This is a genomic window from Bifidobacterium catulorum, assembly GCF_003129925.1.
Taxonomy (GTDB): Bacteria; Actinomycetota; Actinomycetes; order Actinomycetales; family Bifidobacteriaceae; genus Galliscardovia; species Galliscardovia catulorum.
Map to the genome: position 1 here is coordinate 1 of NZ_QFFN01000035.1, position 18941 is coordinate 18941.

Annotated in this window: 9 protein-coding genes; 4 read left to right on the top strand and 5 right to left on the bottom strand. The window is 62.9% G+C overall.

Annotated elements, in window-relative coordinates; genetic code table 11:
- Window positions 1-557: 557 nt before the first annotated feature.
- Both DF200_RS09165 and DF200_RS10715 read left to right on the top strand, forming a co-directional pair.
- Complete coding sequence (locus tag DF200_RS09165; RefSeq protein ID WP_158275836.1) at window positions 558-2054, top strand: FAD:protein FMN transferase; 1497 nt, start codon at window positions 558-560, stop codon at window positions 2052-2054.
- Between the two features lie 354 nt (window positions 2055-2408).
- Window positions 2409-3209 carry a hypothetical protein gene (locus DF200_RS10715; protein ID WP_146192060.1) on the top strand — a complete coding sequence of 267 codons (801 nt, stop codon included), beginning with the start codon at window positions 2409-2411 and terminating at the stop codon, window positions 3207-3209.
- 117 nt (window positions 3210-3326) lie between these two features.
- On the opposite strand, the gene DF200_RS09175 is transcribed toward DF200_RS10715, so the two are convergent.
- The 4 genes from DF200_RS09175 to DF200_RS09190 form a co-directional block, all read right to left on the bottom strand.
- Window positions 3327-4355 carry an aldo/keto reductase gene (locus DF200_RS09175; protein WP_439098327.1) on the bottom strand — a complete coding sequence of 343 codons (1029 nt, stop codon included), beginning with the start codon at window positions 4353-4355 and terminating at the stop codon, window positions 3327-3329.
- Between the two features lie 280 nt (window positions 4356-4635).
- Window positions 4636-6477 (bottom strand): ABC transporter ATP-binding protein, encoded by a 1842-nt coding sequence (locus DF200_RS09180; protein ID WP_109137975.1) that lies wholly within the window; start codon window positions 6475-6477, stop codon window positions 4636-4638.
- A 218-nt stretch (window positions 6478-6695) separates the two neighbouring features.
- The gene (locus DF200_RS09185; RefSeq protein ID WP_109137976.1) at window positions 6696-8543 is read right to left on the bottom strand and encodes an ABC transporter ATP-binding protein; all 1848 of its coding nucleotides are present in this window, start codon (window positions 8541-8543) and stop codon (window positions 6696-6698) included.
- A 179-nt stretch (window positions 8544-8722) separates the two neighbouring features.
- Window positions 8723-9184, bottom strand: coding sequence for a MarR family winged helix-turn-helix transcriptional regulator (locus DF200_RS09190; protein WP_109137977.1), 462 nt, complete (start codon window positions 9182-9184; stop codon window positions 8723-8725).
- Window positions 9185-9627: 443 nt separating this feature from the next.
- Here DF200_RS09190 and DF200_RS09195 point away from each other — a divergent pair, with 443 nt between their 5' ends.
- Together DF200_RS09195 and DF200_RS09200 are read left to right on the top strand one after the other, a co-directional pair.
- Window positions 9628-11094: an amino acid permease gene (locus DF200_RS09195; RefSeq protein ID WP_109137978.1), complete on the top strand. Its 1467-nt coding sequence runs from the start codon at window positions 9628-9630 to the stop codon at window positions 11092-11094.
- 357 nt (window positions 11095-11451) lie between these two features.
- Entirely contained in the window at window positions 11452-12723 is a 1272-nt protein-coding gene (locus tag DF200_RS09200) for an alcohol dehydrogenase catalytic domain-containing protein (RefSeq protein WP_206603435.1), read from the top strand.
- Window positions 12724-13330: 607 nt separating this feature from the next.
- Here the strand turns inward: DF200_RS09200 and DF200_RS09205 are convergent.
- The gene (locus DF200_RS09205; protein ID WP_109137980.1) at window positions 13331-18817 is read right to left on the bottom strand and encodes a family 43 glycosylhydrolase; all 5487 of its coding nucleotides are present in this window, start codon (window positions 18815-18817) and stop codon (window positions 13331-13333) included.
- Window positions 18818-18941: the final 124 nt, after the last annotated feature.

Here is an 18941-nt window from a genome sequence, read left to right on the forward strand (position 1 = left end):
ATCAAGACCACCATCAAGATCGGCTACGGCTACCGCAACCTCGACAACCTCATCAGCCTCGTCATGCTCAAATGCGGAGGACTCGACCTACAACTCCCCGGACGCCAATAACCAGCAGGCCGGACCAGTGATCCACACCCACACAAACACCCGAAGAGCCTGATTTTTCTGCATACATGTGATATTGCGCCTGTACGACGGACATGTGGTGCGAGGAACCACGCAGAACCGCGCCCACGGAACCGAGGCGGGAACACGCCCGCCATGCCGAATCATGCCTCAACCACGGCCCGCAGGAATCCTCCCGCGACGCAACCACTATGTGGACCATATGACCCGCGTAGGGACCCCATGCACGACCCCCATGCGCCCCACACCGCACCACCGCGTGCTGGACTTCGCGCTACGTGTTGGACTCCCAGCTACGTGATGGGACGCCAAAACCACGAACGCCGCAATTGCAACGATTCCGTTCCCGACACATACGCCAAAGTCCAACACGCAACGCAACACCCAACACACAAGGGCAAGTCCAACACGCAACTACGATGGCAGCCATGACCGTCAGCACCGGCACAGGTACGAACAGCAGCAGTGGCACAGGCAGTGGCACAAACCCTAACACCGTCAAACACACCAGCACTGGAAACCGCACGAACGCCCTCAACAGCACGGGCCCAGACACAGACACAGACACAGGCACAGGCAGTGACGCAAACGCCAGCACTGGAAACCGCAACAGCAACAGCATGGCCGCGGCCGATGCGCATCGTTCCCCACGCCTGCCGCATCTCGCCGCGTTCCCTCAGGCGCTGGGCACGGGCATCATCGTCACATGCTCACAACCCCTGCCCCACACGATGCGACGGCGCATAGCCAGGCTCATCGAGGAGTTCGAAGCCTCGTTCTCGCGATTCCGCCGCGATTCGCTGGTCGGTCGCATCGCCACGTCGTCCGATGGCGGCACGTTCGAGTTCCCGTCCGGCCTCGGCGCGGAATCGTTGTTCGCACTGTATGATCGGCTGTTCACGGCATCACGCGGCACCATGGACCCCTTGGTCGGCGCGGAGCTCACCGAACTCGGATACAACGAGGATATGGCATTCCGGATGCGCGGCGACGATACGCCAGAAACCGCCATGCACGACGCCAACATACATACCGACGGCAGCGTCCTCGACAATGCCGCAGCCAACATCCACGACAACGCCGCGGCCGGCAGCCGCAACAACCACAATCGCAACCAATCCATCGCCGTCACATATGACGGCCGAACATCGTCCGCCGCACCCTCCTTCCACGCCGATCGGTATGCGGATGTCCTGCAACGCAGACCGACATGGCAGGACGACGTTTCACATCACAGCCGTTTCCTCACCGTCGACCGTTCTATGCGATTGGATTTCGGGGCGGCCGGCAAAGGCATGACGGTCGATCTGCTGGCGAACATGATTGAATACGAACTGCCGGGCGCCGATTACGTCATCGACGCGGGCGGCGACCTGCGGGTCCATCTGCACGCCCCGGCCAGACCGCTGACCGTCGCCATGGAGGATCCGGATGACGAATCCCGTGCCATCGGCACTGCGGCAATCACCGACGGCGCCCTCTGCGCCTCGGCGCCGAGTCGTCGCCACTGGCGTATCCGGGCAGGGGACGTGTTGCGCGAAGTGCATCATCTGTTGAACGCCGTCGACGGAACGCCGGCGAACGACGTCAAGGCCACATGGGTGTTCGTACCACGAGGCAAGGTCCTCATCCCGACGAAATCACCAGTGGAATCACCGGTGAAATCACCAGAATCATCGACGAAATCATCACCTGACGGCCATCCGTATCCATGTACGACGGACGATATCGACGACCTGCGTCTGCACTACCCCACGATGCTGGCCGACGGCCTTGCCACCGCATTGTTTGTAGCCGAAGCCGGCGATCTGGCGCACGAATTCTCCACGCAGGACGGAACACCGGCGTTCGAATGCGCGATGCTCGACGCCGGACGCAACGCCGGCGCATCCGCGCATTTCCCCGGACGATTGTTCACCGTGTGAACGTGCCGCACGGCGTCTTCTTCGTAACGACTCCCCTCAGACCGCCTGCGGCGGCCAGCTCCCCTCATTCATGAGGGGAGCCAACCAGCGAGACGGGCCACCCAACAGGCTCCCCCACGAACGGTGGGGGAGCTGTCAGGCGAAGCCTGACTGAGGGGGCCGCACAGCCCCAACCACACAACTCCCCTCAGACCGCCTACGGCGGCCAGCTCCCCTCGGTTCCGAGGGGAGCCCCTTGGACAATGCCATCCACCAATGGCACAGGTTCAGCCCCCCAGGAACAGGAACCCCTTGGCACACGGCCTATAAAACTTTCCGAAACCCATCTTCCACTCGTTCACGAGGGGCGACCATATGCAAAACGGCTCCCATCCCGATGGAGGGGAGCCGTCGAAAGACAGCGAGACGGAGCCGCTTGGCTCGATCGTGTCACGGACGATCAGGCAATGTTGTAGCAAGCCGACGCTGCAATCAGACGGCGTTTGCAATCAGGCAGCGCCGCAATCAGGCAGTGCCGCAATCAAATCGATGCTGCAATTAGTCGTCGTTACGATCGTCGGCATCATCGTCGGCATCATCGTTGCCGTCGTCGTTATCATCGTTGCCGTAGTTATCATCGTTGCCGTCGTCGGCATCGTCGTTGTCGTCATTCTGGTCATCATTATCATCGTTTTGATCGTCGGCGTCGTCGTTCTGGTCATCGGCATTGTCATCGGCGTCATCGTTCTGATCATCCGCATCGTCGTTGTCATCCGCATCGTCATCGGACGTGCCGGTATTGCCGGTGTTGCTCGACTGCGACGGCGAATTGGCGGGCGCGTTCCCGCCCCCGCCGACGTTGCCGCACGCGGACAGGCCGAACAGCATCAATACCGCCGCGAGAACGGCGAAGAACAACGTGACTCGACGGTTGGAGACGGTCTGCATACGCATGGTTTTCCCTTCATATGGTCATCCGCATCATCACTGCTGCGAACGATCGTTGAACCTCAACGACATATGCCACAAAACCCCACCGGCATTGTCGAGAGGTCGGCCGGCATATGCCGGACCTATGATTCAGGATACCGTATGCCACGCATTCAACGATTCCCCCTATCACCCCTTCAAACGTTTACCGACACCGAACCTTTACGAATTCTTAGAGCAATCTAAGAACGAATGCGCGACGTCATATACGCAACGAACAGGAACCGGGGGAAGCACCACGATTACTGTTCGTTTGTTGCATTCGTTGCATTCGCCGCGCATACCGGATGCCGCATCGATATTTCATCGGCCGACCGCGGCATTGAGATAGTCGAGCTCGTCGGAAGTCATCTCCAAGGAGGTTGCCGCAAACGAATCCTTGATTTCATGCGGATTTCGCGCGCTGGGAATGGTGAACAAACGGTCGTATTGCGCCAATTCCCACGCCAACGTGACCCGCTGATACGAGCAGTCGTGCGCATCGGCCACCGTACGGAACGGGTCGTATCGACGCTGGTCGACGTCATCGAGGAAGCCTCCGAGCGGCGACCAGCAGACGAATGCGAGGCCAAGCTTCATGCAATATTCCAACGTATGGTCGGGGTCGGGATACGACGGGGAGAACTGGTTCTGCACGGCGACGAGACTGTCGCCGAGGATGGATCTGGCGACGTCGATGTCATGCGCGTCGACGCGCGAGATGCCGACGTGCCGGACGACGCCCTCATCGACGAGCCGCCTGAACGCACCCATCTGGTCCTCGTAGGGCAGTTGCGGGTCGTTGCAATGCGAATACAACAGGCTCAGCGAATCGACGTGCAGTCGTCGTGCGGATTCCTTGGCCTGGCGGATGATGGTTTCGGGACGGGCGTCGGCCCGCCAGCCGTATTCGCCGAAGCTATTGCCAACGACGGCGCCGGTCCGGTCGGCGATGGCGGATTTGGGCTCGACTGCTCTCCCCGGAAGAGGGAGCCGAGAAGAGGAGGGAGCGGCGGAGAGCGTGCGCAGCCAGCCGGTCTTGGTGGCGACGAGCACGTCGTCCTGCGGGCCGTTCCAGGTGGACAGCGCCTCGTACACGAGTTTTTCGCCGTAGCCGAGGTCGTCGGGTTCGCCGGTTCCTGGCCTGCTGGGCAGATAATACGACCATGCGGTGTCGAGATAGCGCACGCCGGTGTCGAGCGCGGCATGGATCGTATCGATGGCGACGCGCCGGTCGGCGGGACGACCCTCGATGGCGAGCGCCATGGTACCCATGCCGAGTCGCGGCGTCTCGAATCCCGCGAGCCGGGCCATATCGCGCATATCGTGCGTATCACGCATATCGCGGGGCATGGGGACTGCATCGTGGGCCATATCATCCGTATCGTGGGTCATATCGGCTCCTTTCCGAGGTTTTCGCCGGTTTTCCGCTGACGTTGATATCGCCCAGCATAGGAGACGATGGTCATGCCGGGCACGGGCGGGCGAGTGTCGTAACGCCCAGCATAGGCATAGGCGACGCTCAGCCGGATATCGCGATACGCCGGCGCGCCAATCCGCCGCCCGTCACACGACGTACACCGCAACGCACGGCACCGCAACGCGCAACACCCCACCACACGGCACCCCAACCTCACGCGGCGAGGGTGGCGAACTGGCTGTTGTACAGGTCGGCGTAGAACCCGCCTTTGGCGAGCAGCTCGTCATGCGTGCCGCGTTCGATGATGTCGCCGTCCTTCATCACGAGGATCATGTCGGCGTTCTTAATCGTGGACAGTCGGTGCGCGATCACGAAGCTCGTGCGTCCCACGGTCAGCTGGTCCATGGCCTTCTGGATGAGTTCCTCGGTACGGGTGTCGACCGACGACGTCGCTTCGTCGAGAATCAGAATCGGCGCGTCCTGGATCATGGCTCGCGCGATGGTGAGCAGCTGCTTCTGGCCGGCGGACAGGCTCGTGTTGTCGTTGAGCACGGTGTCGTAGCCGTCGGGCAGGGAGCGGATGAACCGGTCGAGCCCCACGGCCCGGCACGCCTCCCGCACCTGTTCGTCGGTCACATCCCGCTTGGCATACACGATGTTCTCGCGAATGGTGCCCTCGAACGTCCACGTGTCCTGCAGCACCATGGCGAACTGGTCGTGCACTTCGGACCGCGGCACCGAGGACGTCGATACGCCGTCGATGCGGATGTCGCCCCCGTTGAGGTCGTAGAAGCGCATGAGCAGATTCACCATGGTGGTCTTGCCGGCACCGGTCGGTCCCACGATCGCGACCTTCTGCCCGGCCTTCACGCTGGCGCTGAAGTCGTGGATCACGAGTTCGCCGGGCTTGTAGCCGAAGCTCACGTGGTCGAATTCCACGTCGCCGCGCAATCCGTTGGCGTCGCCGGCCTCGTCGGAGATGCGACGGCCTTCGAGCGCGCGTTCGTCGCTCATCTCCGGCTCCTCCAGGAAGCCGAACACGCGTTCGGACGCGGCGGCGCACCGCTGCAGGTTCTGGAACGCCTGAGCGAACTGCGACAGCGGCTGTGTGTACAGGCGGATGTACATCATGAACGCCACAATCACGCCGAATTCGATGCTGCCGTTCATGGCAAGCGCGGCACCCACCACGCATACGGCCACGTAGCCGAGATTGCCGACGAACTGCATGATCGGCATCATGAGTCCGGACAGGAACTGCGATTTCCATCCGGACACGTACAGGCGGTCGTTATATTGCTCGAACTGCGCGATGGAGTCGTCTTCGCCGGAATACGCCTTGACGATGGTGTGGCCGGCGTACATCTCCTCCACATGGCCGTTGACCTCGCCGAGCGCGAGCTGCTGGAGCGTGAAGTATTTCTGCGTGGCCTTCATGATGGCGAGCATGATGACCAGTCCGATGACGCTGACGCCGATCGCGGTGAGCGTCATCGTCACGTTGGTGGTGAACATCATCACCAACGAGCCGACGAACAGCGTAATAGACGTGATGAGCGCGCCCAATGACTGGCCGAGCGTCTGGCCGATGGCGTCCACATCGTTGGTGATGCGGCTGAGCACGTCGCCGTAGCTGGTCTTGTCGAAGTATTTGAGCGGAAGACGGTTGATTTTCTTCGATATTTCGTCGCGCAGGCGTTGTGCGGTGCGTTGGGTGACGGTGGCCATGATCCAGCTTTGCACATAGGTGAGCAGCGCATAGCCGACGTACAGCATGACCAGCGTGACGCACATCGTCGTCACGACGTCGAGGTCGATGCTGCCGACGACAGGCCGCCCATGCACGATGGCGGGAAGGCCTTTGGTGATCTCGTTGGTGATGTCCTTGAGTTTGTCCGGTCCGATGATCTGGAAGATGGTGCCGGCCGCGCCGAGTATCAGCGCGATGGCCATGGCGGGCAGATACCGCTTGCAGAAGCGGATGAGCTTGCCCATGATCTTGCCGAAGTCCTGCGGTTTCTCCTGTGTCCGGTTCGGCCTCATTGGTCCTGGCATGGTTGCGAAGTCCTTTCATTGGCTGGCGTGCTGCGCGGGTCGGTCGATATTCATTCCTCAACGCACTCAAGGCCGTTCGGCCGAGCCTACGGTCGAGAAACGAATATCGATCTCCCGGAAGTGTTCAGCAGCACCCATTCGAGGTGTTGTAAGCGGTGTTATTAAGAGATGGAGCCGGCCGCAACCGCCATCCCGAGCGAGGCGGCTTGCATGGCCGGTCAGGCGGCGAGTTCCGACTGGCTGAGCTGGCTTTCGGCGATTTCGCGGTAGACATCGCAGTTGTCGAGCAGCTCCCTGTGCGTTCCGTGGCCGACCACGCGGCCGTCGTCGAGCACGATAATCTGGTCGGCGTGCATGATCGTGCCGATGCGCTGGGCGACGATCAGTTTGGTGGAGTCGGCGCATTCGCGGGCGAGCGCCTCGCGCACTTCGCGGTCGGTGCGGAAGTCGAGCGCGGAGAACGAGTCGTTGAACACGAGGATCTCGGGGTGACGCCATACCGCGCGCGCGATGGAGAGACGCTGCTTCTGCCCGCCGGACACGTTGGAACCGCCCTGGGCGATGTCGGAATCGATGCCGCGCGGCATCTTATCGACGAATTCGCTGGCCTGCGCCACATCGATGGCGGCGTGCACGGAGTCGGCGACGGCATCGGCATCGGCGGGGGTGACTGTGACGGCCTTATCGGAAGCGGGCACGGAAACGGTGGTGGATGCGGACACGTTTCGCGCATCCTTGTCGCCGTACGCCACGTTGCTTGCCACGGTTCCCTTGAACATCACGGATCGCTGCGGCACGTAGCCGATCTTGTCGCGCAGGGCTTTGAGCCGGTAGTCACGCACGTCGACGCCGTCGACGAGCACCTTCCCCTCGGTGGCGTCGTAGAATCGCGGCACGAGGTTGACGAGCGTGGATTTGCCGGAGCCGGTCGAGCCGATGAACGCGACGGTCTGGCCGGGTTCGGCCTTGAAGCTCACGTGTTCGAGCATCGGCTCGCGCGAATCGGGGTAGGTGAAGCTCACGTCGCGGAACTCGACCTCGCCGCGCAGCTCCCGGCCGGAGGCGTCATTCGCCCCGGAGTCCGCCGTGCCGTCGGTGACGGCCGGCTCGGTGTCGAGCACTTCGAGGATGCGTTTGGCTGAGACGTCGGCGCGCGGCCACAGTACGAACACCATGCTCATCATGAGGAAGCTCATGATCACCTGCACCGAGTAGCTGGAGAACACCACCATGTTGGAGAACAGGGTGAGCTTGTCCGTCATGGCGGCGGCGTCGATGAGGTAGGCGCCGATCCAGTAGACGGCGAGCATGAGCCCGTTCATCACGGTGTTCATAAGCGGCATCATCACGCTCATCGCGCGGTTGGTGAACAGCTGCGTTTCGGTCAGTTCGTCGTTGGCTTTGTCGAACTTGCGTTCCTGATAGTCCTCGGCGTTGTAGGCGCGCACCACGCGCAGGCCGGTGAGGTTCTCGCGGGCCACGCGGTTGATGTTGTCGGTCAACGCCTGCATTGCCTTGAATTTCGGCATGACCAACGCCATGAGCACGGCCACGGCCACGAGTAGGATGACGACGGCCACGCCGGTGGCGATCGTCCATTCGAATCCCTTGCCGGCGATCTTGAGCACGGCCCATACGGCCATGATCGGCGACTGCACGAGCAGCATCAGGCCCATGGTCATGAACATCTGGATCTGCGTGATGTCGTTGGTCGAACGGGTGATGAGGCTGGCCGTGGAGAAGCGGTTCATCTCGGCGGGACCGAACGATTCGACTCGCGAGAATTCCAGGGACCGCAATCGACGGCTGAACGAGGCGCCGACGCGTGCGGTGATCAGGCCGGTGAGCGCCATGCATACGACGGCGCCCAGCGATACGGCGAGCATCTTGGCACCGGCGACCCATACGTCGCTCATTTCACTGCCGGGCGTCTCAACGAGCCGGGTGATGTCGGCCATGTAGTCCGGAAGTTCCAGATTGAACCAGATCTGCGCGATGATGAGTAGGAATCCGACGAATAGCTGCCCCCATTCGGATCTGGACAGATATTTACTGATTTTCAGCACGATTACACTCCCCTCGTGTTCCGTTGCGTTTTGTTATGGTTCACGCTGTGTTCGTATTTATTTTCAGTAGTCATTATTTATAGTGTTCAATATTATGCAATATAAAACCCGGCTTGACGCCGGGCGTGCGGTCGTTCGATTCGGCGCGGCCTCGCGGCACGCGACCAGCGGAGCATGATTCAGATCTTGCACGGCGGACCGGCGGGCGGGCCGGGGAACCCTTCATCATGCATGCAGTCGACGAATTCCTTGCATCGGTCAAGGAACTGCCGGGTATGGTCCTCCCCCATTCGTTCGAACACACGGACAAAACGATCATGAATCTCGCGGAACATCGACTCGTCCGTTTCACGACCAAGCTTGGTGACGCTCACCAGCACGTTTCGGCGATTGGATGGGTCGGTTTCGCGTACGACCATCCCCTTCTTCTCCAGCCGATCCAGAATCGCGGACACACGACCCGGACTGACACCCAGATCGTCGGATATGCGCCCCGGCGTCAACGGCACGCTCGACGCGGCCAGTATATGCAACGCCGGGCGTTCGCCGCGAGACCCGCGGTTCATCTTGTCAAAGGACTTGCCACGATCGTTCATCGTGAGTGAGAACATCTCCGATACCGCCTCCTCGGCGAATCCCATGATCGTTCCTTTCTCGATTCCGCCATACGGCGGCTTCCGCGATATTTTTTATCATCAATATTTCATAGTGTCAACTATTCGGCGATTCCCACGAGAATCCCGACCCGCGACGGCTTCGCCGTACTCGGCGGCACATCACGTCAAAACACACCTCACACCCCGCCCCGCACTTGGCGCCTTCCACGTTACGGACGGGTCGCGGGGCGCGCGACACGGAGCGCGCGACACGTCTGCGCCGCCAGATCGCACACGCGTGGCACCTTCCGCGTTATGGGCGCATCACCGACGGTGACGTGCCGTGCGACTACCCTCGTTACACGTTGCTCGAACGACGCCCGAACCGAGTCATCGGCAAAGGCGCCCATACCGAATGTTTCACGTGGAACGCCCGCCCGACGTCCATCTGCGACATTCGCCCAGCCAACAGAGAGGAAGGGAACGCCATGGCCGAACAATCGACCAAACCCCGCGAGACCGACGACGTGCCGGTGCCCGCATCGCTTCGTAAATCACTGAAGAACCGTCACATCCAGCTCATCGCGCTCGGCGGCGCCATCGGAACCGGCCTGTTCTACGGCTCCGCGGAATCCATCGCGCTGGCCGGCCCCGCGATTCTGCTGGCCTACCTGATCGGCGGACTCGCGATCTTCATGATTGTGCGCGCGCTGAGCGAGATGTCGGTCGAGGACCCCAAGGCCGGCGCGTTCAGCTACTACGCCACCCAGTACTGGTCCAAGCGGGCCGGATTCGTCTCCGGATGGAACTACTGGTTCAACTACATCCTCGTCTCCATGGTCGAGCTGTCCGTCGTGGGCACATTCGTCAACTACTGGTTCCCGGCGATTCCCACATGGGTCTCGGCGGCCGTGTTCCTCGCCGTCATCGCGGCGGCCAACCTGCTCGGCGTCAGCCAGTTCGGCGAATTCGAATTCTGGTTCGCCATCATCAAGATCGTGGCCGTCGTGGCCATGATCCTCGGCGGACTCGCAGTCATCGTCTTCGCCCTGCCGACCGACTCCGGCGTCAAGGCCAGCTTCGCCAACTGGTTCACCGTCGGCGGAGGCTTCTTCCCCAACGGACTGATGTCCCACACACCCGACGGATGGACCGGACTGCTCATGGCGCTCGTCGTGGTGATGTTCAGCTTCGGCGGCACCGAACTCATCGGCATCACCGCCGGCGAGACCGAAGACCCGCGCCGTACGATCCCTCGCGCCACCAACGACATCATCTGGCGAATCCTCGTGTTCTACATCGGCGCGCTCGGCGTCATCATGGCCGTCGTGCCGTGGAACATGATCGACGGCAAATCCAGCCCGTTCGTGCAGATCTTCGACTCCGTTGGCGTGCACGCGGCCGCCGGCATCCTCAACTTCGTCTGCCTCACCGCGGTGATGAGCGTCTACAACTCCGGACTGTACGCCAACTCGCGTATGCTCTACTCGCTGGCCAAGCAGGGCAACGCGCCCGCCTACCTCGGCAAGCTCAACAAGCACGGCGTGCCCGTCGCCGGCGTGCTCACCTCCGCGGTGATCACCGCCATCGCCGTGGTCGTGGTGTTCCTGTGGCCCGAGTTCGCATTCAACTACCTGATGTCCATCGCCACGATCGCCGGCATCATCAACTGGACGATGATCATGTTCACCGAAATGAAGTTCCGCCGAGTGGCCGCCGCCGGCAAGGCGCCTGCGGACTCCGCGCTGGCCGGGCTCTCCGGGCAGAAGGCGATCGACGCCATCCACTTCAAGCTGCCGTTCGCGCGCGTCACACCGTGGGTGGTGCTTGCGTTCCTCGCGCTCGTCGTGGTGCTCATGCTCTTCTCCCCCAGCTACCGCGTGGCCGTGATCGCCGGCGTGATCTGGCTGGCCGTGCTGCTGGTGATGTACCAGCTCACCCAGGCGGGGAAATAAGGAAATAAAAAGACCCTTCCGGGAGCAAGGCCGCATCTCAGGGAAAACCTGAGTGGTGAGGCCTTGGTCCGCGGACTCGGGTTCCAATCCGCTTCCGGCCGTTGCAATTGCAGCGGCCGGATTTTTTTCGGCGGACAAAGCTCACCACTCGCGGAATCGGCATAGCGAACGCACACGGCATGGGCGCACGGCATGAACGTACGGCATGAACGCACGGAACGGACGTACGGAACGGACGTACGGAACGGACGCGCGGAACGGACGCGCGCGGCCCTGAAAGCTCCACATATTCGCAACCAACGGCGTCTACCATAGGGTTGTATGAGTGTTTTACATGATGACATTCGCAATGCCGCAATGAACAACGAACACGATACCAACGCCAATGCCAATGCCGCTTTTGATTCCACGCCGGACGCACCGGACGCACCGGACGCACCGGCGGGCAGCGGACCCGCCGCGACAGCCGCGACAGCCCCAACAGCTGGGACGGCGCAGATCCCCGAAACCATGCACGCATGGCGGGTGCGCGAACAGCCCGGGAATATCGACGACGATCCGCTCGAATGGGTGGAGAAACCCGTGCCGCGGCCCGGTCCCGGCGATGCACTGCTGCGCGTGATGGCCTGCGGGGTGTGCCGCACGGACCTGCACGTCACCGAAGGCGATCTGCCGGTCCATCGCGAACAGGTGACGCCCGGTCATGAGGTGGTCGGCGAGGTCGTGGCGTTGGGGCCGGACGCCGGCGTCGACGTGTTCGGCAACCGGTTCGAGACACGGATCGGCGAGCGCGTGGGGGCCGCGTGGCTGCGGCATACATGCAACGAATGCGAATTCTGCCACGGCGGCAAGGAGAACCTCTGCCAGCATTCGCTATACAACGGCTGGGATGCGAACGGCGGGTACGCGCAATACATGGTCGCGCCGATCGACTACCTGTATTCGCTGGAGCCACTGCTGGGCGGAGGCAAGGACGGAACCCCGTATTCGTTGGAGACCGTGGCGCCGCTGCTGTGCGCCGGAATCATCGGGTTCCGTTCACTCAAACGCACCGGACTGCTGGACGGGGTCTCGTTCGAGGACCTCGATCTGGATGCGGCGCGCGACGCGATCGCCGAACGGCTGGGACACAAACCGGTGCTCGGTCTGTACGGGTTCGGCGGTTCGGCGCATATCACCGCGCAGGTGGCGTTGGCGCTGGGGATGCGCGTCCACGTGCTTACACGCGGAAGGAATGCGCAGAAACTGGCGCTGAAACTCGGCTGCGCGTTCGCCGACGATGCGTATGAGATGCCGCCGGAACCGTTGGACGCCGCGATCATCTTCGCACCGGTGGGCGCCATCGTGCTGCCGGCGTTGGAGGCGTTGCGGCCGGGCGGCGTGCTGTCTCTGGCGGGTATCCATATGAGCGACGTGCCGACGTTGAACTACGAGAAGCATTTGTTCCACGAGAAGGAGATTCGCTCCGTGGAATCGAATACGCGGCGGGACGGACGGGAGTTCCTGGCGTTCGCCGCCGCGCACCATATCACGATCGACGCGCATCCTTATGCGCTGGATCAGGCGCAACAGGCGCTGAAGGATCTCAAGGCGGGCGCGTTCACCGGCGCCGCCGTACTCATGCCGTGACGCCTTTGCGTAATGCCGCTGCGGCGTCATATGGGCCGGGCATGTGGCGGCCAGTCCAGCACGCAGGGCGCAGTTCAAGACGAAACGACTCACCAATAGGCTCCCCTCCCCGAGGGGAGCCGTCAGGCGACAGCCTGACTGAGGGGAGAACCCCGACCACGACTCCCCTCAGACGGCCCACGGCCGCCAGCTCCCCTCAAACCCGAGGGGAGCCGATTACATGGAGCATCCCAGCCAGCAGGCCCTCTCCCCGAGGGAAGCCCGCAAGACGAAACGACTCACCAATAGGCTCCCCTCCCCGAGGGGAGCCGTCAGGCGACAGCCTGACTGAGGGGAGAACCCCGGATTGTGAACTGCTCCCCTCAGACGGCCCACGTGACACCACCCCAACGTGCCGAACGTGCCGGACTTGGCGTTACGTGTTGGACTTGGCGTTACGTGCTGGGACACGAAAAACACCAACATTGGAATTCCAACGTTTTTGTTCCCATCACATAAGCAAAAGTCCAACACGCAGCATCCAATCCAACACACGGAGGCAAATCCAACACGCGGCACAGCGCGAGGCCCCGGGATCCGACACGGCCGGACCCCGGGGCCCGCACGGTCAGGCGCGGCGCCTGCGCAGCGTGAGCACCACGCCAGCACCCGCGAACGCGGCCGCGGCCAGGGCCACCACACCCACGGCCACACCGGTCCGGCTCAGCGCGGAACCCTTGGACGGCTTCTGCTCGTCGCCGCCATACTGGCCACCGTCCGCACCAGTGGAACCGGAACCATTGCCAGTGTTGGAACCGGAACCATTGCCAGTGTTGCCGCCGGCGTTGTTTCCACCGTTGTTGTTGCCACCGGGCTGCTGGCCGCCCTCTGCCTCGGTCACAGTGACCTCGACGGTGGCGGTCAGATCGCCGACCTTCGCGGTCACGGTGGTCTTGCCCTTCTTCAGCGCGACCAGCGTCTGCTGGTTCGTGCCGGTGGAACGAGCCTTGGCGACCTTGAATGCCGCGACCGACTCATCGGAGGACTTCCACTCGATCTGCTTGCCGTCGACGTCTCCATCGGCGGTGTAGGTGGCGGTGAGCACCTCCTCGGCCTTCACCTTCATCGACAGCTTGCCGTCCTTGACGTTCTTGCCGTTGATGGTCAGCGTCGGCTTGGTCGCCTCGGAGTCCTTGGTCACGGTGATGGTGAACTCGCCCTTGACCGACGGATCAGACACCGACGTTGCGGTGATGGTGGTGGCGCCGGCCTTCACGGCCGTGACCTTGCCGTCCGCGTTCACCGTGGCGACCGACGGGTCGGAACTCGACCACGTCACGGCCTTGTCGCTGGCGTCGGTCGGGGTGACCTCGGCCTTCAGCGTCGTGGACTCGCCCACCTTGAGCTCGTTGTCTCCGGTGACCTTCACGCCGGTGACCGGCACGGTGCTCGGCTTCTGCGCCTTGTCAACGGTCACGGCCGTGGTCGTGAGCTCATTGGTCTTGGAGGCCTTCGCACCCGCGGTGCCGGGCTGGGCGTTCTGCAGCACGCCGGTGGTGTTCTCGCCAATGGCCTTGGCGTACACGACCTTGCCTGCGTCGTCGTTGGTCAACGTGTACTCGGCGTTGGTCGCACCGTCGATCTTCGTCTCGCCGGTGCCATCGGCCTTGTCGGCGCGGTACCACTGCACGGAGGCGAGCTTCCAACCGGAGTTGAACGAAGCCGTCAGCTTGGTGCCGACCTTCGTGGCGGCGCCATCGGCGGCCCCGCCCGCGACCGACACGGCCGGCGTCGTCTCCGGCAGCACGCCCTCATACGTGACCGGCACGCGTTCGAGCAGCGGCACGGAGCCGTCGGTCGGGTTGGTGTAGGTCAGTCGGGCGATGCGGGTCTCGCGCTTGTTGCCGTTGGCCAGCTGCTTGCCGGTCTCGGGATCGACCAGTCGCGGACGCATCTCATCGGTGAGGAAGGCGTGGTACACGATGTACCAGTCATCGGTGCCGGGCACCTGCATCAGCGAGTGGTGCGCGGTGCCGAGGATGCCCTTGGCGGTGTCCTTGTTGAGAATCTCGCCGCGGTACGTCCACGGACCGTCCATCGATTCGGCGGTGGCGTAGGCCACACGGTAGTTCTCGCTGTTGGTGTCGTCCACCGAGTAGCTGTAGTAGTACCACCACTTGCCGTTGGCATCCTGGCGCGCGGTGATGTACGAGGCCTCGCGCAGACCGCACATCGGAATATCCTGCTTGCCCACAAGCGCTGCGCACTTGTCGGCGTTCTCTCCGGCGTATTCCTTCTTGGTGTCGGCCTTGATGGACTTCATGTCGTCGTTGAGCTCGGCGTACCGGCCCTTGCCCTGGCCCCAGGCGATGTACCACTTGCCGGTCTGCGGGTCCTCGAAGACGGCCGGGTCGATGCCGTCCGTCACCTTGGCGTTCTGCAGCACGTAGCCGCCGTCGATGCGGTCGGAGACGGCCACGTTGGTCTGCGAGTTGCCGGAGATGTACAGGTAGTACTTGCCGTCACGCTTGGCGAAGGCCGGGGCCCAGGCGGCGCGGGTGCGGCTCGGCAGGATGTCGGAATCCGGCGTGCCGTCAAGGTTCTGGTCCTTCAGATCGACCATCACGCCCTTGTCCACCCAGTTGACCATGTCGGAGGACTCGAAGCAGCGCACCTGGTATCCGTTCCAGTCGGACTTGCCGTCGGTGGTCGGGAAGATGTAGTACTTGCCGCCGTCGGCGAACACCTGCGGGTCGGCGAAGAACTTCATGCCCATCACGCCGGTGCCGTCCTTCTCGCCGGCCACGCGGATCGGCGTGACCAGCACCTGCGCGGTGACGTTGTACACCTGCGACGTCTTGCCGTCGGCGGTGGTGACCTTGACCTTGAAGTCCTTGGTCAGGTCCTGCGTGGCGGGCAGCGCGGAACCGTCGGCCATGGTGACCGTGGATCCGTCGGCGACCTTGAACTTCAGGGCAAGCTTGGACTTGTCGGTCCTGGCGTTCGTGGTGCCGCCGTCCGGAGTCCAGTAGTCGAGCGTCAGGTTGAGTTCCTTCTCGCCGTCCTTGCCGTCGGTGATGGTCTGCGACAGCACCTGGTTGTTCGGCTCGGTCTTTTCCACGCTCAGCTTGGTAAGCGCCTCGGGGCTCATCTGTGCGACCTCGCTCGGCGTGAGCACGCGGTTCCACACGTTCACGTTGTCGAACGAACCCTTGAAGTAGGCGTCGTCGTAGAACGACTTGCCGAGGTAGGCCAGCAGGTTCCTGCCCAGATCGGTGACCTTGTTCTTGGTCGTCTTGTTCTGGGCCACCTGCTCGCCGTCCGCATACACGGTCATCACGTTGTCGTCCAGCGTGACGGTGACCTTGTGCCATCCCGCCCCGGAGATCGTGGCGTTGGCGGCGTCCTCCGCGCCATACGAATTCGTGGTGATGCGGCTGGCCAGCTCGCCGGAGTTGTTGTACTTGAGGAAGTAGTACTTGGTTTTGTCCTGACCGAACGTGAACGTGAAGTGGTTCGCGTTGATCTCGGTCTTGACGTCCATCGAGACGGTCAGCTTGTTGCGGCCGTCGAACAGACCCTGCGGGAACGCCGCATAGGCGCCGTCGGAGCCGTCGAGCCTGAGCACGTTGCTGTTCTTCACGTCGTCGTTCGCCCGCGCGGCCTTGCCTTCCAGCGTCAGGTCGTTGCCGTTGCCGGTCGTATCCTTGCCGGGCTTGGCGGCGTCCTCGAAATCGTACGTGGCGATCGGCTTGGAGCCGGCGGTGTCCGGTTCGACCGGCTTGACCTCGCCGGCGTTCTCGCCGTAGGCGTCGAGCACGGCCTTCTGCTCGTCGGCGGTGAGCTCAACCACGGTGCCGTGACGGAAGCGCTCACTGAAGGAGGTCTTCGCCGCAGCGACCGTGCCGCCGTTCTTCAGATCGGAGAGACGGTTGATGGTGTAGCCACGGTATCCGCCGTTGTCGGCCATGATCATCCAGGCGCCGCTGTTGAGCTGGAATACGGTCAGGCCTTCGACATGGTTGCTGAATCCGGCCGCCGTGGTGGAGACCACCTTGTCGCCGGTGACCTTGGAGGTGCCGTCGGCGTTCACACCGGAGTTGCGTTCGACGATGCGCGTCCAATCCCCGTCCAGGGTCTTGGCGTAGTCGACGACCGTGTACCAGTCGGAGGTGGAGAAGCGGTAGTAGTCGCCGTCGTCGCCCTTCACGATGGTCGTGTCGATGATGTTGCCGGCGTCGCCCAGACCGAGCTTGCTCTGGTCGATCCACACGGTCGGGTTCTTGAACGACTCGAAGTCCGTGGTGTGGGCCTTGTAGACCTTCAGGTTCGTGGTGGCGGTGGTGTTGCCGGTGGAGAGATCGCGCGTGGACCAGTACACGAGATAGTCGTTGGTCTGGGGATCCCAGATGGCCTCGGGGGCCCAGGCGTTGCCGGCCTGCTGGTCGGTGAGGCCCGTGGGCACGAGCTTCGGCGTGGTCCACGTGACCAGGTCCTTCGACTTGGAGATCACGAGATACTTGCTGGCGGTGATCTGGTTCCAGCTGCCGCCTGCGGCGGAGCCTTCGGCGTGCAGGTCGGTGCCGAGCATCACGTATTTGTAGCCGTCGGCGTCGGCCTTCTCCAGCTTGAGCAGGTGCGGGTCGCGCAGACCCTTGGTGCCGACGTTGGAGGTGATGACGGCGTTGCCCTTGTTGAGTGCGGTCCAGTCGTAGCCGTTCTCGCTGTAGCCGAGGTTCACCTTCTCATAGTCCGTGGCCTTGAAGTTGAGCCACAGATAGCCGTTGTTGCCGTGCTTGCCGGCGTCGGGCAGCACGGAGGCGGCCTTCTTGGCGGCGAGACGGTCGGCGGTGTCCTTCTTGGCGGCGTCGGACGTCGCCGCGGTGGAGCTTACGGTGATGGCGTCATACGTGCCGACGAGCGCGAAGCTCGTGTTGAATCCGTGGCCGAGATATGCCTTCGTATCCTGCTGTTCGCTGAGCTTGAAGCCGAGCTTCGTCGGCGCGAGCACCTGCTCGCCGTCCATGTATACGGTGACGATGCCCGTGTCGGCATCTTCGGAGTATACGACGGACAGCGCCGCCCACTCGCCGGTCTTCGGCGTCGCGGACAGCGCCGCCGTCTTGCCGGAGACGCCGCCGTTGGTGGTGCCGTAACCGAGCTTGCCGGCTCCAAGGAGCAGGTTCACCGCCTGGTCCTTGGTGCCGATGGTGAACGCGGCCTTCTTGTCGAGGTTGGCGGCGTTCGTGTCGGCGTCGGTGATCTTCACGTCGGCGTTGAGCGTCCATGCGGAACCGTTGAAGACGCCCGGATCCTTGAAGTTGGCGACGTCGGTGGTGGGCACGCCGTCGGTGGCGCTGCCGTTGACCCATGCTCCCTTGATGTTCACGACGTTGCCGAAATCGGCGTCCTTGGTTATCGTCGCGTTCGCGTCGCCGTCGGCCACCGTGATGCCGCCGTTCTCCTCAAGCGGCGTCGTATCGACGGACGGCGTCGTGACCTTGGTCAGCGCGATGTCGTCGACCGCGGCCCATGATCCGGCGTCGCCGGTCGCCGCGACCACGATGTTCAGCGGGCCGGCCTCGGTGGTCGTGAACTTGACTGTGGACTGCTTCCACGTGGTTTTGTCGGCGAATACCGCGTCCGTCTTGCCCGCGACGTCGGCCTTCAGCACCTGGCTGAAGGTGTTGGCGTCGGACTTGTAGGCGGAAAGCGTGAGCTTCTCGTTCTTGGCACCGTCGCCGAGCGCCCACATCGACAGCTCGTACGTGCCGGCGGGGACGCTCTTCAGGTTCGCGTTCTGCGTGGCGCCCTGACGGAACTTGACGTCCAGTTTGCTGTTGGCGTCGGATGACAATACCGGCGCGACCTTGCCGGAATGCGCGCCGGCGGTGCCGAGATCGGCCGTGACGCTGCCGCTGCCGGACGTGTCCTGCGACATCCAGCCCGACCAGCCGCCTTGCGCGCTTTCGAAGTCGGCGTTATCCAGCAGATTGACACTGCCTGAATCCGCGGCGGCCGACGTCGACGGCGTCGCCGCGCTTGCCGCCGGCACGATGGCCGCCAGCATCGGTATGGCGGCTATCGCTGCCACCACTTTCTTCCAGTTCCCCATGATTCTCCTCTGAAATGGGCGGGTATGAGCCTAATTCAGTTATTTTTGAGCCTTCGCCAGTTTGTGTGGTGGGGTGTTGAGCCTCGGCGTCGTGGCCGGGGCTTTTGTGTGTGCGGGTATGGAA

What these genes read in the sequence shown, in the direction of transcription:
- DF200_RS09195 (WP_109137978.1), top strand. Translation starts at nt 9,628, where the DNA reads ATGGCCGAACAATCGACCAAACCCCGCGAGACCGACGACGTGCCGGTG.
- DF200_RS09200 (WP_206603435.1), top strand. Translation starts at nt 11,452, where the DNA reads ATGAACAACGAACACGATACCAACGCCAATGCCAATGCCGCTTTTGAT.
- DF200_RS09180 (WP_109137975.1), bottom strand. Translation starts at nt 6,477, where the DNA reads ATGCCAGGACCAATGAGGCCGAACCGGACACAGGAGAAACCGCAGGAC.
- DF200_RS09175 (WP_439098327.1), bottom strand. Translation starts at nt 4,355, where the DNA reads ATGCCCCGCGATATGCGTGATACGCACGATATGCGCGATATGGCCCGG.
- DF200_RS09165 (WP_158275836.1), top strand. Translation starts at nt 558, where the DNA reads ATGACCGTCAGCACCGGCACAGGTACGAACAGCAGCAGTGGCACAGGC.
- DF200_RS09190 (WP_109137977.1), bottom strand. Translation starts at nt 9,184, where the DNA reads ATGGGATTCGCCGAGGAGGCGGTATCGGAGATGTTCTCACTCACGATG.
- DF200_RS09205 (WP_109137980.1), bottom strand. Translation starts at nt 18,817, where the DNA reads ATGGGGAACTGGAAGAAAGTGGTGGCAGCGATAGCCGCCATACCGATG.
- DF200_RS10715 (WP_146192060.1), top strand. Translation starts at nt 2,409, where the DNA reads ATGCAAAACGGCTCCCATCCCGATGGAGGGGAGCCGTCGAAAGACAGC.